18 protein-coding genes are annotated in these 15,664 nt (G+C 43.8%); 15 read left to right on the top strand and 3 right to left on the bottom strand.

Annotated features, from left to right (window positions below):
* Positions 1–94: 94 nt before the first annotated feature.
* Positions 95–1,516 (bottom strand): aldehyde dehydrogenase family protein, encoded by a 1,422-nt coding sequence (locus FRZ06_07505; GenBank protein QOX63202.1) that lies wholly within the window; start codon positions 1,514–1,516, stop codon positions 95–97.
* Positions 1,517–1,864: 348 nt separating this feature from the next.
* Positions 1,865–3,262, bottom strand: a complete 1,398-nt coding sequence (locus FRZ06_07500) for a PAS domain-containing protein (protein QOX63201.1) — start codon at positions 3,260–3,262, stop codon at positions 1,865–1,867.
* A gap of 489 nt (positions 3,263–3,751) precedes the next feature.
* On the opposite strand from FRZ06_07500, the gene FRZ06_07495 reads away from it, so the two are divergent.
* The 12 genes from FRZ06_07495 to FRZ06_07440 all read left to right on the top strand — a co-directional run bounded on the left by FRZ06_07495 (position 3,752) and on the right by FRZ06_07440 (position 13,518).
* Positions 3,752–4,276, top strand: coding sequence for a translation initiation factor IF-3 (locus FRZ06_07495; GenBank protein ID QOX63200.1), 525 nt, complete (start codon positions 3,752–3,754; stop codon positions 4,274–4,276).
* A gap of 66 nt (positions 4,277–4,342) precedes the next feature.
* Positions 4,343–4,543 carry a 50S ribosomal protein L35 gene (gene rpmI / locus FRZ06_07490; protein QOX63199.1) on the top strand — a complete coding sequence of 67 codons (201 nt, stop codon included), beginning with the start codon at positions 4,343–4,345 and terminating at the stop codon, positions 4,541–4,543.
* A gap of 54 nt (positions 4,544–4,597) precedes the next feature.
* A complete protein-coding gene (rplT, locus tag FRZ06_07485) occupies positions 4,598–4,954 on the top strand; it encodes a 50S ribosomal protein L20 (protein QOX63198.1) in 357 nt (118 codons plus the stop codon).
* Positions 4,955–5,018: 64 nt separating this feature from the next.
* Entirely contained in the window at positions 5,019–5,981 is a 963-nt protein-coding gene (locus tag FRZ06_07480; GenBank protein ID QOX63197.1) for a hypothetical protein, read from the top strand.
* A complete protein-coding gene (gene sigE, locus FRZ06_07475; protein QOX63196.1) occupies positions 5,974–6,732 on the top strand; it encodes an RNA polymerase sporulation sigma factor SigE in 759 nt (252 codons plus the stop codon). The genes FRZ06_07480 and sigE overlap by 8 nt, the downstream gene beginning before the upstream one ends.
* A gap of 125 nt (positions 6,733–6,857) precedes the next feature.
* Entirely contained in the window at positions 6,858–7,628 is a 771-nt protein-coding gene (sigG, locus tag FRZ06_07470; protein ID QOX63195.1) for an RNA polymerase sporulation sigma factor SigG, read from the top strand.
* Positions 7,629–7,939: 311 nt separating this feature from the next.
* Complete coding sequence (locus FRZ06_07465; protein QOX63194.1) at positions 7,940–8,395, top strand: DUF4418 family protein; 456 nt, start codon at positions 7,940–7,942, stop codon at positions 8,393–8,395.
* A complete protein-coding gene (locus tag FRZ06_07460) occupies positions 8,392–9,636 on the top strand; it encodes an FtsX-like permease family protein (protein ID QOX63193.1) in 1,245 nt (414 codons plus the stop codon). The genes FRZ06_07465 and FRZ06_07460 overlap by 4 nt, the downstream gene beginning before the upstream one ends.
* Positions 9,633–10,298 carry an ABC transporter ATP-binding protein gene (locus FRZ06_07455; protein ID QOX63192.1) on the top strand — a complete coding sequence of 222 codons (666 nt, stop codon included), beginning with the start codon at positions 9,633–9,635 and terminating at the stop codon, positions 10,296–10,298. The genes FRZ06_07460 and FRZ06_07455 overlap by 4 nt, the downstream gene beginning before the upstream one ends.
* Positions 10,299–10,520: 222 nt before the next feature.
* Positions 10,521–11,576, top strand: a complete 1,056-nt coding sequence (locus FRZ06_07450; GenBank protein QOX63191.1) for an ABC transporter substrate-binding protein — start codon at positions 10,521–10,523, stop codon at positions 11,574–11,576.
* A gap of 92 nt (positions 11,577–11,668) precedes the next feature.
* Positions 11,669–12,742 (top strand): ABC transporter permease, encoded by a 1,074-nt coding sequence (locus FRZ06_07445; protein QOX65871.1) that lies wholly within the window; start codon positions 11,669–11,671, stop codon positions 12,740–12,742.
* A complete protein-coding gene (locus FRZ06_07440) occupies positions 12,718–13,518 on the top strand; it encodes an ABC transporter ATP-binding protein (GenBank protein ID QOX63190.1) in 801 nt (266 codons plus the stop codon). Before FRZ06_07445 ends, FRZ06_07440 begins: the two co-directional genes overlap by 25 nt.
* 192 nt (positions 13,519–13,710) lie before the next feature.
* Here FRZ06_07440 and FRZ06_07435 read toward each other — a convergent pair whose 3' ends face one another.
* A complete protein-coding gene (locus FRZ06_07435; GenBank protein QOX65870.1) occupies positions 13,711–13,818 on the bottom strand; it encodes a hypothetical protein in 108 nt (35 codons plus the stop codon).
* On the opposite strand from FRZ06_07435, the gene FRZ06_07430 reads away from it, so the two are divergent.
* From FRZ06_07430 to FRZ06_07420, 3 genes are all read left to right on the top strand, one after another.
* Positions 13,785–13,913: a DUF2292 domain-containing protein gene (locus tag FRZ06_07430; protein QOX63189.1), complete on the top strand. Its 129-nt coding sequence runs from the start codon at positions 13,785–13,787 to the stop codon at positions 13,911–13,913. The two genes, FRZ06_07435 and FRZ06_07430, sit on opposite strands and share 34 nt — an antisense overlap.
* 30 nt (positions 13,914–13,943) lie before the next feature.
* Positions 13,944–14,102: a DUF2292 domain-containing protein gene (locus tag FRZ06_07425; protein QOX63188.1), complete on the top strand. Its 159-nt coding sequence runs from the start codon at positions 13,944–13,946 to the stop codon at positions 14,100–14,102.
* Between the two features lie 224 nt (positions 14,103–14,326).
* A complete protein-coding gene (locus tag FRZ06_07420; protein ID QOX63187.1) occupies positions 14,327–15,640 on the top strand; it encodes an O-acetylhomoserine aminocarboxypropyltransferase/cysteine synthase in 1,314 nt (437 codons plus the stop codon).
* The last annotated feature ends 24 nt before the right edge of the window (positions 15,641–15,664 follow it).

Raw genomic sequence — 15,664 nt, 5'->3', positions numbered from 1 at the left:
TGGGGCTGCTGGCAAGCAGCCCCGCTGCATGAGTGGTTGTGTAATCCTGAGTGAGTTATTGTGCGGTTATTAAACCGCCTCCCCAAAATTGGGGTTATTTAAATGCGTTTCTGATTTCTTCGTCGAACAGATCTTCATCTTTTGGCTGATAAGAAGGAATCGGTCTTGAAACATAAGTGAAGTTCAGAAGATCCTTCCAAGTAGCGTTGTGGGAGATACTGTTGTGTCCCCAAGTACCGCAGCCAAGGGTCATGGACATCGGGAATCCGGAAGTCCAAGAACCGCTGTTTGTCAGAGACTGTGGAGCGTTGACGCAGACTTTACAAACAGGAACGAGCTCGCCGAGTTTGGTTACTCTTTCATCAATTGTGGTATGGATACCGCAGCTGTGTCCTTTGCCCTGATAATCAAGAATGCTCATCATCTTTTCTACTGCATCGTCGAAATCTTTTGCTTTTCTAACGCCGGCAACAGGGGAGAGCTTTTCACCAGTGAAGGGGAATTCGTTACCAAATCCAGCGTTTTCTTCAGCCATCAGCATCTTTGTTCCTTCAGGAACTTCGATTCCAGCCATTTCAGCGATTTTAGCAGCTGGCTGAGCCACGATGTGTCTGTTCAGATCATGGTTCGCTGGGCTTTCGGGCCAGATTGCTTTAAGCAATTTTGCCTTTTCTTCGGATCCGTCCTTGAACAGAACAGCGCCTTTTTTCGCCATTGCTTCTACGAATGCGTCGTAGCACTCTTCGAAAACAATAATATTGTTCTCTGTGGAGCAGGAGGTGGCGTTGTCAAATGTCTTGGATCTGACGATCAGTGCAGCAACGTCGTCCATATCGGTAGTTCCATCAACGATGGTTACTACGTTTCCGGTTCCAACACCGATTGCTGGGTTTCCGGAGGAGTATGCCTGACGAACCATGGGAGTACCACCTGTTGCAAGGATGAAATCTACCTGCTTCATCAGTTCGCCGGATGTTTCAATGCTTACAAAATCAGGGCCTACTGCCTGAACAAGATCTTCCGGAGCATCAAATTTCTTTAATACGCTTCTGATCATTTCTGTAACTGCCCAATTTGTGTTTCTTGCTTTTGGATGGGGAGCAAGGATGATGGAATTTCTTGTTTTAAGAGCCATGAGAGACTTAACAACTGGAGTGGCTTCTCCGTTTGTAACGGGGATGATCGCACCGATAACGCCCATGGGTTTCGCATACTTTTCCATGCCCATTTTTTCATCTACTTCAACCAGACCTACGGACTTTTGTCCCTTCATCTGATAATATGAACCCTTAACTTTACCAAACATCTTGGCTTGCTTGTCTGCTGGGATACCCATTCCGGATTCTTCAACAAGCATTTCACCAAATTTAAGAGCAACGTCAGGCTGAGTTAATGCATAAGCAACTGCTGCTGTCAACTGGTCGACTTTTTCCTGAGAAAAGCCTTCTGCGATCTTCTGAGCAGCATGTCCTTTGGCAACCAAACCTGCTACATATTCTGCGTAATTTACTGACATCTTCTACATTCCTCCTTTAGAATATAATGATTTTCTTAACAATAACATTATTATGCAATGATTATGCCAAAAGTATAAATAATTGGTAAGATTATTATCGATGGCCGTAACTCATTGAAAATACTGGATAAAAAAGATAACGATTAAAGCAGGGAATCACCCCAAAAATGGTATCTCATAGAATGATCAAGCCATTTGATTCAAAAAAGAATCAAATGGCTTGCAGATTTTGGACAAATAGTATAAAGACATTGAAATTTCAATGTCGATCTATTGATACAAAAATGAATCGGTGATGCTGATTTGTATCAATTTTCACAACGTGATATTACCCCGTTCTCTGACTGCTTAAAGATCTGATATTTCAACCTTCTCTGTGAGATGGTACTTTTGGAGCTTGCGCACAACTGTTGGTTGGCTGACACCAAGAACCTTGGCTATGGCTCTTGTTGTCTTGTGTTTTTCGGCGGCTTTCAGCAGAATTTCTCTTTCTGCGTGGTCAAGGGCTTCCTTTAGGCTTTTTCCCTCCGCAGATGCAGCAGGTTCGGGAATGCTGGCTGATTCTATAATAAAACTCGGCAGGTTTTCAGGATGAATATTTGTCCCTTTTGTTGTAATCATTAGGCGCTCAATGATGTTCTGAAGTTCTCTGACGTTTCCCGGCCAGGGATATTTCATCAAAATTGCTATGGCCTTGGAATCAATCTCCTTATGCTCCTTCATTTTCTTATTGTTCTGGTTCAGAAAGATACGAATCATAGGTATGATGTCCTCTGGCCGCTCCCTCAGCGGGGGAATGCTGATGGGTACTACGTTTAAACGATAATAAAGGTCTTCTCTGAATTTTCCCTGACGAACAAGTGCGAGAAGGTCCCTGTTTGTGGCTGAAATAATTCTGACGTTGATGGGTATGCTTTCCACACCTCCAACCCGGGTAATTTCGCGTTCTTGGATGACCTGAAGCAGTTTGACCTGAAGATTCAGAGGCAGCTCAGAGATTTCATCCAAAAAGATCGTTCCTTTTTCCGCTGTTTCAAAGAGGCCCTTTTTGCCGTTTTTTCTTGATCCGGTAAAGGCACCGCTCTCATACCCGAAGAGTTCTGATTCAATGAGGTTTTCCGGAATTGCCCCGCAATTTATCTTGACAAAAGGAAATTCCTTGCGGTTTCCATTTTCATGAACCAGCTTGGCAATAACACCTTTGCCCACACCGGATTCTCCAGTGATCAAAACAGTGGAATCTACATCGGAAAGTCTCCGGGTCAATTGGATCACGTTGTACATTGAAGGACTATTTGCAATAATATCACTGAAGCCTTCCTGTGCATTGAGTCCAGATAGCTTGTTCTGTACGCTTTCCAGTTCATTTTGCAGATTGATAAGCTCTGTGATGTCATGGGTCGTTGTAATGATTTTGCTCATCTTATTCTTTGCGTCAACGATGGGGATCCCTGTGGTCAGCAGCCGCTTTCCATCTTTATTCTCATGTATGATCGTTATTTCCTTTTTTTGCTCCATAACCAGCCTGGCAACAGAGGGCGTGAAGATTCCTTCGCTTTCCAGAAAAGAAACATGTTTTCCTATAATGTCTTTGCGTTTGATTTTATATAGCTCTTCGCTAGCCTTGTTGATCCAGATCGTAAAACCCTGGGCGTCGTCGATAAAGATCGCATCACTGATGCTGTCGAGGATGGGAATCAATTCATCGATTGAAAGGTCGGAAAGGGCATTTTTGCCGTTTGCCATGTTTTGCTACTCCTCATATCAATATGGAAATGATGGAATCAAAGATTCCTGCTCATGTTTCCCGCAAAATAAAAATGTGATAAAATATAATAAATACTAAAGTTATCATATAATAGAAAGCGCAAGGAATCAATGAGGAAAAAGAGTGCAAACACATGAAAAATTCTGAAGATTTTCATTGATCTGTCTCAGGGGGAAATGGTGTGCGAGTTTTTGATATTGCAGAAGGCTGTAAGTGATGAAAGCGAGTAAAACTACATTATGACAACCTAATCCAAACGAGGTCTGATCATTAACAAAAAATATAGATATATAGTTTTTGTTGACAAGATGATTTCAAAATGTTACTATATCACAGTAATAAAGAAGAAGTAAACCGCTTCTCACCTTACCGGTATTGGCTGATAGGGTTAATAGGAAACTGGATCACTGCTAATGATCTGTTTTTGAAGCGGGTACTGATGTCCGCTTTTTTAATTTTTTTGGGGGGTGCTAATCATTAGCAAGGACAATCAGATCAACGAAGAAATTCGTGATAAAGAATTAAGAGTAATCGACAGCGACGGAACACAATTGGGCATTATAAGCCTGGATGAAGCATTGAATCTGGCCTTTGAAAAAAAGTTGGATCTTGTTAATATTGCTCCGACAGCAAAACCGCCTGTTTGCAAGATTCTTGATTACGGAAAATACAGGTATGAGCTTCAGAAGAAAGAAAAAGAAGCCAAAAAGAAGCAGAAGATCACGCAGGTGAAGGAAATTCGCCTTAGCACTTTTATTGAAGAGCACGATCTTGTGGTGAAAGCCAATAACGCTAAAAAATTCCTGAAGGAAGGCGACAAAATTAAAGTAAGCCTTCGTTTTAAGGGAAGAGAAAAGGATTATGCAAGCAAAGGGCAGGCTGTTATGGCCAAATTTGCCGAAGTAATATCTGAAGTTGGTGTTATTGAAAAGAAGCCTGAATTTGAAGGTAGAAGTTTGATCATGATTTTAGCCCCAAAAACGGATAAATAACGGGTCAAGACGATAAATATCTACGTCAAAAGGAATACTCGATAATTATTAGGAGGAAAGTTTAGAATGGCAAAAGCAAAAATGAAGTCTCATAGAGGAGCAAGCAAAAGATTTAAGTTGACCGGTACCGGCAAAGTAAAGAGAAATAAGGCATACAAGAGCCACATTCTTACAAAGAAGACTGCCAAGAGAAAAAGAGGTTTAAGAAAAGCTACACTTCTTACCAGTGCAGATCACAAGAGAATCAAGTCCGTATTGAACGTGTAAGAGCCGATCATTTGTCCCACAAATGGGGCAAGCTAATATAGGAGGAAAGATAAAATGGCAAGAGTTAAAAAAGGATTAAATGCCAAGAAAAGGCATAAGAAAATATTAAAATTAGCGAAGGGTTTCTACGGCGCAAAGAGCAAGATCTTCAGAGCGGCTAACCCTGCTGTAATGAGATCCCTGCGTTCCGCTTACGTTGGAAGAAAGAACAAGAAGAGAGAGTACAGAAGACTCTGGATCGCCAGAATCAACGCAGGCGCAAGAATGAATGGCCTGTCCTACAGCAAGCTGATGAATGGACTGAAGGTTTCTGGTATTGAAATTAACAGAAAGATGCTCGCAGAAATGGCTATTTATGATCCGGCAGGATTTACCCAGCTGGCTGAAACAGCGAAAAAAGCTGTAAAATAAAATACGAATCGACATTCACTTTTGACAAAAAACTACCCCCTTGGGCACTATAATCATGAAATAGATTATAGCGGCAAGGGGGTTTTTTCATGTGGTAATCTATGCAGAATATTTGTTCCTCGAAAACGCGCTTACAGGAGGGTTGATTCTTCTGCTTACGGCCGGGATTTCCGGAATACAGTGTAAAAAACTGTTTCTGGTATTAGGAAGCATCCTTTGCGGAATCTACTCATTCATCCTTTTTTGGGATTCGCTCCATCCCCTGCTGGCATTAATTTCGAAGTTTGCCTTCTCCTTTGGACTGGTTTTTATTGTATTTCAGCCGAAAACACTGCGTCGGTTTGGGAGAATTACACTGGTCTTTTATCTGATCAGCTTTGCCATGGGGGGCATCACCATCGGACTCATGTATTTTCTTGGGATCCAAGGGGTAACACAAAACAGTTCCATTTATATGAATGGCTTTGGCTATGTTTATATTACGTTGGGATGCTTGATGACCTATGGAATCTTTCACCTTTTTACTGGATTTATTAAGGGGAGAATGATAAGAGAAAGAATCTATGCTGATGTGGAAATCTCTATGGAAGGAAAGAAGGAGACCTTGAGAGGACTTGTTGATACCGGCAACTTTCTGGCTGATCCGGTATCGGGTAAACCAGTTTTTCTAGTTAATGAGAAAGGAGCACAAAAGCTGTTCCCTGATGAAATCCTTCAGGAAATCTTGCAGGGAAACCAAACAGAACACATGTATGCGAAGCTGATGAACAGTAGTTATGCTACAAGAATCAGGCTGATTCCCTACCGAACCGTAGGAGAAGGTAAGGGATATTTTATTGGGATACGTACGGATTTTATCCGAATCAATATACATAACTGCAGTGAAAGAGATAGGTCCTCAGTGGTCTCTGAAGGTGCGGTTTTAGCAGTCAACAGGGGGTTGTTTACAGGAGATCGGTCCTGCGAGGACTGTTCCATCCTTTTGCATCCAAGTCTATTGGAAGGGGGAATTGCTTGCAATGCTTAGAACAATATTGGAAATTACAATTCAAAACGGAAGAAAACTGCAGCTGTCGGCGATCAAAATCAGAGAGAGGATTGTTCTGATCTTAAAGAGTCACAAGCCGGATGAAATATTTTACATAGGGGGCAGCGACGTATTGCCTCCGCCTCTTGCTCCCGATGAGGAGCGGATCTTACTGGAAGAGCTGGCGCTCAACAATGAGGATGCCAAGACGATTCTAATTGAAAGAAATCTGCGCCTTGTGGTTTATATTGCCAAGAAATTTGAGAATGCAGGTGTCAACGTGGAGGATTTGATCTCCATTGGAGCAATCGGTCTGATCAAGGCGGTTAATACCTTCAATCTGGACAAAAATATTAAGCTCGCCACCTATGCTTCCCGTTGCATTGAGAATGAAATTCTGATGTATCTTCGCCGAAGCAGCAGAACAAAGAGTGAGGTTTCCTTTGACGAGCCGTTAAACATAGACTGGGATGGAAATGAACTTTTGCTTTCTGATATTCTTGGGACGGACAATGATATTGTCTATAACCATATCGAGGAAGAGGTCAACAGAAATCTGCTGGTCTATGCACTAAAGAAACTCTCCAACCGGGAAAAACAAATTATGGAGATGCGTTTTGGTCTGATCAGCGGCCGAGAAATGACACAGAAAGAGGTGGCTGATAAGATGGGCATTTCTCAATCCTATATTTCACGGCTTGAAAAAAAGATCATCGGCAGGCTGAGAAAAGAAATCAAAAAGTTGGGATAGAAAAGCAGGAATAACAGAATAAAAAGAGGCTCGAATGTTAAGAATAATGGATAGCATCGGTTGATCCCGATACTGCGCTAATATGCTGCTTAGGGGGGCAAGACAGAAAGCGGAGGTCCTTATTCATGGCTAGCAAAGTAGAAATCTGCGGCGTAAATACATCGAAGCTGCCAGTGTACAAAGACGTCGAAATGAAAAAAATGATCGATCAAATTAAAGGGGGAGATAATGAGGTAAGAGACGAGTTTATCAGAGGAAATCTGCGTTTGGTTTTAAGCGTAATACAGCGTTTTAGCAATAGAGGAGAAAATCCGGATGATTTGTTTCAGGTCGGTTGTATCGGCCTAATCAAGGCACTGGATAATTTCGATACATCCCACAATGTTCGGTTTTCAACCTACGCGGTGCCGATGATCGTGGGAGAAATCAGAAGATATTTAAGAGATAATAACTCCATTCGGGTAAGCCGTTCCCTACGCGATACGGCTTATAAGGCACTGCAGTCCAAGGAAAGACTTTCTAGGGAATTGCAGAGGGAGCCCACCATTATGGAGATTGCAAAGGATCTTGATCTGCCTAGAGAAGAGGTGGTCCTCGCTCTCGATTCTATCCAAGATCCCATATCACTGTTTGAGCCCGTGTTCCATGACGAAGGAGATGCAATCTACGTGATGGATCAGGTTAAGGATACGAAAAATACCGACGAAAAATGGATGGAGAACATCTCGCTAAAGGAAGCATTAAAAAAGCTTACCAGCAGGGAAAAGCACATCCTGACCATGCGTTTCTTTGAAGGTAAGACCCAGATGGAGGTTGCCGACGAAATCGGCATCAGCCAGGCTCAGGTCAGCAGACTGGAAAAGAACGCGTTGAAGTATATGAGAAAGTATGTTTGATTCTGGAAATTGCACAAAAGTAATAGATGCACCGGACTGCCTGTACGGACAGTTTGGTGTGTCTTTTTATTATGTTTTGAATGCGAAATAGAAAAGCTTCCGTCTTAACTTGAGGTTTTATTATAGAAAGGGTTGACGTACAACGTAAGTCATTATTGAAAGAAAAAATAATTTTCAAAATAGAATTGACACCTGAAACAGAACATGTTAAATTAGCATCATAATATCATATTAATCATATATGAATATCCTGAATTAATTGACCGAAACAATCGGAGATCAGTTAGGGTGAAAAATTTAGGAGGTTTATTATGAAAAACAGAATCATCACAGGTCTTTTCTTTCTCGTAACAGGTCTTTTGATCTCATTAGGTCCAACATATCTTTTTAAGGTTTGCGAAGCCATGGGAGATGACTTCATGAAATGCCATTGGACTGCGCGTGCTGAAATCGGAATTGGTCTTCTCATTGCTGTATTGGGTGTCATTTCCATCTTAGTTTCTTCGTTACCTATCAGACTGGGACTTCATATCGGAGCGGGGTTGACTGGGATCTTGGCGGCGTCAGTCCCAACGGTTTTGATTGGGGTATGCGCCATGCCGGGCATGAATTGTCACGCGATTGCGGCCCCTTCTATTTTGGTCATCAGTCTCCTGGTAATAATCGTATCCGTCGTTAACAGTATTTACCTCATTCGTCAGAACACAAAAAACACCGAGGAAATGGATCAGAAAAGCAACGATGTATCAAGCCGGGAGGAACAATGAGCCAGCAGAAGCAAAGCCCAAATGGAAACCGGAAGAGACTCGGAATTTTAACGATCGCCCGCTGCAATCTGAAAAAGAAAGCGGTTCGTACCTCTTGTCTTATGGGGCTGGTGGCAGTTTTATCCTTTACACTCTTTTCGGGCTTGATTCTCACCACAAGTCTCAGAGGGGGACTGGACAGTATGCGGCAGCGTCTGGGAGCGGATTTTATGGTGGTCCCCGACGGAAACCAGGCCAAGTTTGAAGGCGCTCTCTTAAGAGGGGAGCCGGGTACCTTCTATTTTGGAAAAGATACGGAAAAGATTCTTTCCGGAATCGATGGAATTGTCAAAACAACGCCACAGTTCTTCATCACGTCCCTTTCCACAGACTGTTGTTCCTATCAGGTGCAGCTTATTGGCTATGAACCGAAAACAGATTTTGTAATCGCTCCTTGGATTTCGGGCCAGCTGCAAAAGGACTTGGAGAAAGGGGAACTTGTGGTCGGCTCTAAACTGGATAACAAAGTGGGGGATACCCTGAAGTTTTTTGGTTGTGAGTATGTGGTTGCAGGGCGGCTGGAGGAAACCGGAATGGGATTTGACACCTCTGTATTCATGAATTTTGATACGGCACAGAACGTTCTGGATCATGCAAGGGAAAAAGGAATTAACTATCGATTCAACAATGGGGACTCTATTTCTGCCGTTATGGTCAAAGCAGAAGACGGCTACGATGCGCCGGTGATCAACAATACCATCGTGGACCGGCTGAGAGAAGCAGGGATCAAGGCGGATGTGGTGGCGTCTCGGACAATTTTGACTACAGCAGCAGATCATATCAAACAATTCATCGTTTATGTAAAGGTTTTCTCCGTGATGCTTTGGGTACTGACTGCGGCCCTTCTTTCCGTTGTATTTACCTTCTCTGTCCATGAGAGGAAAAAGGAGATCGCAGTGCTCAGAATATTAGGGGCAACCAAAGGAAAGCTGATGCAGCTCATTTTCGGGGAGGCTGCCCTCATCGGTGCCGGAGGTTCTCTGATTGGACTGATCCTGGCATTTCTTATTCTCTTTCCTTTCGGCAACTTGATTTCTCTGAAGTTGAATCTTCCGTTTGTGCTGCCATCCCCCCAATGGATTGCGCTTCTGTCCATGTTGAGTTTTCTGCTCACCGGCGCAGCCGGGCCTGCTGCCTCGGTATTTTCGGCGTACCGCATTGTGAAAAATGAGATACATGCAACTATGAGAGAGGGGGAATAGGGATGCTGCTTGAGGTAAATCAACTGACCAAAGAATATAAAAGAGGAAGGGGAACCTTTCGCGCTGTAGATGAAGTAAGCTTTGCCATGTCTGAAGGGGAATTTGTCTCTATCCGGGGGCGGTCTGGCAGTGGTAAGAGCACGCTGGTGAATCTCATTACAGGTCTGTTAAGACCCACAGGAGGTTCGGTTTTCCTGGATGGTCAAAATGTTTTTGAGCTGGACGATCAGAAGTATTCCTACCTAAGAAATTCGAGGCTGGGTTATGTTCCTCAGGGGCAGAGTGCTCTGTCAAATCTGACCGTAATGGATAATCTAAGGCTGCCATTTTTTTTAAATAAGAGAAACGGCGAGCCGTCTGAGCGGGCTGCTGCTCTTTTAGAGCAGGTAGGAATCTCCCATCTTGTAAAGGCGTATCCTGCTCAGCTTTCTGGAGGAGAGTTGAAACGAGTAGCCATTGCACGGGCGTTGATCCTATCGCCAGAACTTTTGATTGCCGATGAACCGACTTCTGATTTGGACCTTCAGACAACGAAAGAGGTACTGGAATTGCTTGCATCAGTGGCTCAAAGAGGAACCGCGGTGCTGATGGTAACCCATGAAGCGGAGGCTTCGGAATACTGCGGCAGAACCCTTTTTATGGAGTCTGGAAAACTAGTATAAACAGCACGAAATAACCTTATGTTTTGCTTACCTATCTGAAAAAAAGTTATGAAAAGGTGTTGACAGATTCAATATTACATGTTAAATTTAATACATATTATTCATATGGAAATACTATGATTGACCGAAAAAATCAGAGATCAAGTAAGAATTCCGGCATTTGCCGCTCTCTTGCTTGATTTTTTTTTCGGAATGAATGAACGAAAAGGAGTGTACTGAATTATGAACGCGAAACGTGTCTCGAATTTTTTCAAGGCGGCAGTGCTTGTACTATCCCTGACTGTGGCTTTGACTGCTTGCGGTACAAAGGCGAATACAGGAGCTGGTTCTTCCGCTCCTGATGCACAAGAACCTCAATTCAAATACGGAAAGATTGATATCCCAGGCAAGGATGGTGCTCTTTGCGGTGCACCCATCTACATAGCCTTTGAGAAGGGCTTCTTTGCAGAAGAGGGCTTTGATGTCAACCTGATTTCTGCCGATACGGAAACCAGAAAAATCGGTTTGAACAACGGTAATATTCCTATTGTAAACGGAGATTTTCAATTCTTCCCATCGATTGAGGAAGGTGTCAAGGTGAAGGTGGTTGACGGTTTGCATGATGGTTGTATCAAGTTTGTCGTTGCCAAGGATTCACCAATTTCCGGAGTAGATGACCTGAAGGGCAAGAAAATCGCTGTTGATGAAATTGGCGGAACGCCTCATCAGGTTGCCAGTGTATGGCTCGAAAAAGCAGGCATATCTGCGCGCCAGGAGGACAATGAGGTTACCTTCCTGCCTTATTCCGATGGAAATCTGGAGCTTGAGGCAGTTCGAAACGGTGATGCAGATGTAGCTGCGTTGTGGGATCCTCTGGGTTCCATTGCAGAGGAATCGGGTGAATTTAAGTTGATCTTTGATCTTTCCACAGATCCCACCTTTGCAGGAAAATACTGCTGCTTCCTATACGCTTCGGAAAAAGTGCTGAAGGACGATCCTGAAAAAGTTGCCGCGATCCTTCGCGCATATAATAAGGCCCAGGCTTGGATTGCAGCAAACCCGGAAGAAACCGTTGAAATAATAGGGGATAAAAAATATTCGGCAATAGATGACAAAGACCTTGCTGTCAGACTGATCAAGAGCTATGCTTATCCGTCATCTGAGGAACAGGCTGCAGGGACCAATGTAAGAGGAGATGTTCTTTACTTTGTTCAGGAGCTTAAGAGCATTGGATATCTAAAAACCAACGATGCAGAGGCATTCACAGACCAGATCTATTATGACGTAAAATCAAAATAGAAAAAGAAGGAACGATCTCAGGAGGATACCAAGTGAGCATCAATTTATTAAAAAACAGATCAATCTTAGCGCCTTCATTTAAATGGAGGCGCCTGCCTCAGAACAGCATAACGGCTAGACCAAACACCTTGCCCGCAGATAATAGGATTCTGCCCTCACATCATATTTCTAACGCACGTTATCTGCTCAGTGTACTTTTCACTGCCTCAGGATTGCTTCTTGCACAGCTGGCAAATTGGTATTTTCCTCAGCTTGCGGAAGTTGAAATCAAGACATATGAAATCAATTTGTTTGAGGTGGTCCATTTCAAGTTAAATATTATGGGTGCATACAGCATCGTACTGTTTGGCATGATCTTTATTTATCTCGTGATTGGGATATACTCGTATTTCAACTCGGATAGGCGCATCAAATACCTCCAGCGGGCACCGTTTCGTTTTGTAAGCGGGATTGGGCTGGCGCTCTGGGAGATTCTCGGTACAAAGACCCTGCTGCTGCCCCAGCCCTTTTTCCCGGGGCCCTCAAGAATACTGGAAGCACTTTTGATGGAAGGCGGATTTGTCTTTGAGAATACGTTGTACTCCTTAAGACTATTTACAGCGGGTTTTGTATCAGGCGTGGTGATTGGCGTGGTCACCGGTATTTTAATTGGCTGGTTTCCCAAGGTATATTACTGGGTCTATCCCGTATTAAAAATTACCGGGGTGATTCCTGCTGTGGCATGGATGCCCTTCGCCCTGACCTTGTTTCCTTCACCTTTTCTCGCCGCAACCTTCCTCATTGTCATATCGGCGTGGTTCCCGGTTGCGTTTTTAACCGCACAGGGCATTGCAAGCACGCAGAAGGTTTACTATGAAGTTGCAAAGACGCTGGGTGCACGAACCTCATTCCTCGTGTTTCGGGTTGCGATTCCCAATGCAATGCCTCACATATTTACGGGAATTTCCACAGCCAACGCCTATGCGTTTACCACGCTGGTCATTTCGGAAATGATGGGCCAGCCGGGTGGTCTGGGATATTACATCAATGCATCTAGAGTCTGGTCTGCATATTACAAGGTGTTTGCTGCGATTATCATCATGGCGATTCTGTTTTCTCTGATCATGTGGGGAATCGGAGCGATACAAAGGTGGGCGCTGCGATGGCAGAGAGGGCTTGTGAAATGAGAGAATTAATTGAAATTCAGAACGTTTTTCGCACATATGTTGACGATAAGGAGAATCAAGTAGAAGCACTGTTTGACGTAAATCTTTCCGTTAGGGAGGGAGAATTCATCAGCATTATCGGACCTTCAGGGTGTGGCAAAACCACTCTGCTGAGGCTTCTGGCCGGTCTTGATGCTCCCACTTCGGGAGCTCTCTCCATCAACGGACATGAGATCAAATCGCCTGACCCGGAGCGGGGGTATGTCTTCCAGCAGGGAAGCCTCTTTCCGTGGCTCACTGTGGAAAAAAACATCGCATCGGGCCTGAAAGCCAGAGGCGTTTATCAGAAACAAAAACAAGATATTTCCCATTATATACAATTGATCGGCTTAGCGGGATTTGAAAAGTCATATCCCCATCAGATCTCAGGAGGAATGGCACAGAGAGTAGCCATTGCAAGGGCGCTGATCAACAGGCCCGCAGCTTTACTGCTCGATGAGCCCATGGGAGCCCTGGATTCTTTCACCAGGGCAGATTTGCAGGAAAAACTTCTGGAGCTTTGGAAGAAGAACCATACAACAATGATTCTGGTAACCCATGACGTAGATGAAGCAATCTTTTTGAGCGACCGTATCGTCATTATGACACCCAGGCCTGGACAGATCAGCGAAATCCTCAAAATAGATCTGCCAAGACCCAGGGATCGAGCAGGGATCGACTTCGCAGGAATCAGAAGCAGTATTCTTGAAAAACTGCATCTTGCAAGTACCCGGCAGCCGCCGGAGTATGAGATATAAATTGCATTCCCAACTCTTTCTCATACATGGAATCCGGGGCAGGTTTTGTACCTCCTCGGATTTCATGGCAATAGAATACAGGGAGATTTATTTGCTGGGCAATCCTACCACATGATCCGTATTATTTGTGGAAAAAAGTTCGCCTAAACCCATTGACAAAGAAAGTCTGAAGTGTTAGATTTAATTTAAAAATTAAAGCATATAAATCATATAGAAATAGTATGAATATAAATAAGCGTTCCAATTCGAAAGCGGGAGGGATTCCAATGAAGGGGAAAAAGAAGGATGAGTACATTGAATTCTTAATAAAACTTCTCAAAGAAATCGAAAACGGCTCAATTTCCATTGTGAAACAGGACGGCGTGGTTTTGAATATTATTGCTAAGGAATCGTAGGTACGCTCTAATTTACGGGAGGTGATGTGTATGGAAGAAAAAAAACCAGTTAAAAAAGCAATTTCAGAAGAAAATCTAAGGCGATTGTTTGCATACATAGACAGCATTCAGTTTGGGACTGTTACACTGATCATTCAAAACGGTGAAGTGGTTCAGATTGAGAAGATGGAAAAGTTCAAATTAAGATGAAAATGTTCAAATATCAAGATGATAAATAAGTTCAAGTACAATAATGAAATTATAAAATATCAAAATTGAGATGATTGACCGTAAGAACGGAGAGCAAGCTCAGCAATGCAGCGCAGAGGCGTTGACATTCATTGGCTTGCTTTTTTTATTTCTGCGGGATTTATGCAGGAAATATCGCAAGAGCGATATTGACGGAATTTATCGAAAGTAAAGGAGATCATGCCATGACAGACAAAACAAGAGCACTTGGGTTTGACACCCGTAAGGTCCGTGCCGGATATCGTTCTGAGGATCACAACTATGCGGTAGCCGTTCCAATCTACCAGACTGCATCCTACGATCTGGGTTCAGTGGAGCGGGGGCGAAGATTATTTCAGTTGGAAGAGGTGGGAAGTATCTATACGAGAATCGGATCACCGACAGCAGCAATTTTAGAAGAACGGGTCGCACAGCTGGATGGAGGAACTGCGGCCATCGCACTGGCTTCCGGCATGGCAGCAATCTCTTACACCCTTTTGCAGCTTACGGAAGGCGGCGGAAGAGTGCTGTCTTTGCCTAATCTTTACGGAGGAACCATTGACAGCTTTCTAAGAGTATTTCCTTCTCTGGGGGTCAAAATCGACTACCCGGAAGACATCCACGATCCAATATCTTATGAGGCTGCCATCACCCCGGATACGAAACTGATCTTTATTGAAAGCATATCCAATCCAAATGCGGAACTCTTTGATATCGAAGGAATTGCGGAGGTTGCCCATAAGCACGGAATCCCTCTTGTCGTCGATAACACCTTTGCAACGCCATACCTGTTCAACCCCTTCGATTACGGAGCGGATCTTGTGATCTACTCTGCAACAAAGGCGCTGAACGGACACGGCAACACCATTGCAGGGGTTATCGTGGAAAATAGTAAATTCAACTGGGGAAGCGGCAAATATCCGCAATTTGAAGAAAAGCTTCACGTGCTCAGAACCGTGAGCGGGGAAGCTCGCTCCTTCATAGAGGCTGCGCCCGGTGCGGTATTCACCACGAGAATTCGTTTAAATTACCTGAATCACCTTGGGGCAGCGTTAAGTCCATTTGATGCATTTCTCATTTTGCAGGGAATTGAAACCTTGTCTGAGAGGGTTGCGAAACAGGTGAGCAGTGCAAAAAAACTCATTACATACCTTGAGACAAAAAAGGAGGTTCTTTGGGTGAAGCATCCTGAGGCGAAAGACAGCCCTTACAAAGAATTGGCTGCCCGTTATTTTCCAAAAGGAACGGGCTCTATCTTTACCTTTGGTTATGGAAAAACAAAGGAACAGAGAGATCAATTTATCGACGCTTTGGAGCTGTTTTCCTTCCATGCCAACGTGGGAGATGCGAGGTCCATCCTGATTAACTCACCGGAAACAACCCATGGGGAGCTGAATGAGAAGCAGCAGGCCTTGGCGGATATTTCAACCGATACACTGCGAATTTCTGTGGGCCTTGAAGACCCTGAGGACTTAATCGCTGATCTGGAAAGAGCTTTTCAAATCGCGGCAGAAGAATAAGGAGCTCCTTGTGCCTGCCAACCG

The organism is Clostridiales bacterium (assembly GCA_015243575.1).
Taxonomy (GTDB): Bacteria; Bacillota; Clostridia; order Peptostreptococcales; family Anaerovoracaceae; genus Anoxybacterium; species Anoxybacterium hadale.
The sequence above is the reverse complement of the archived record's forward strand: the minus strand, read 5'-3'. Positions and strand labels throughout refer to the sequence as shown.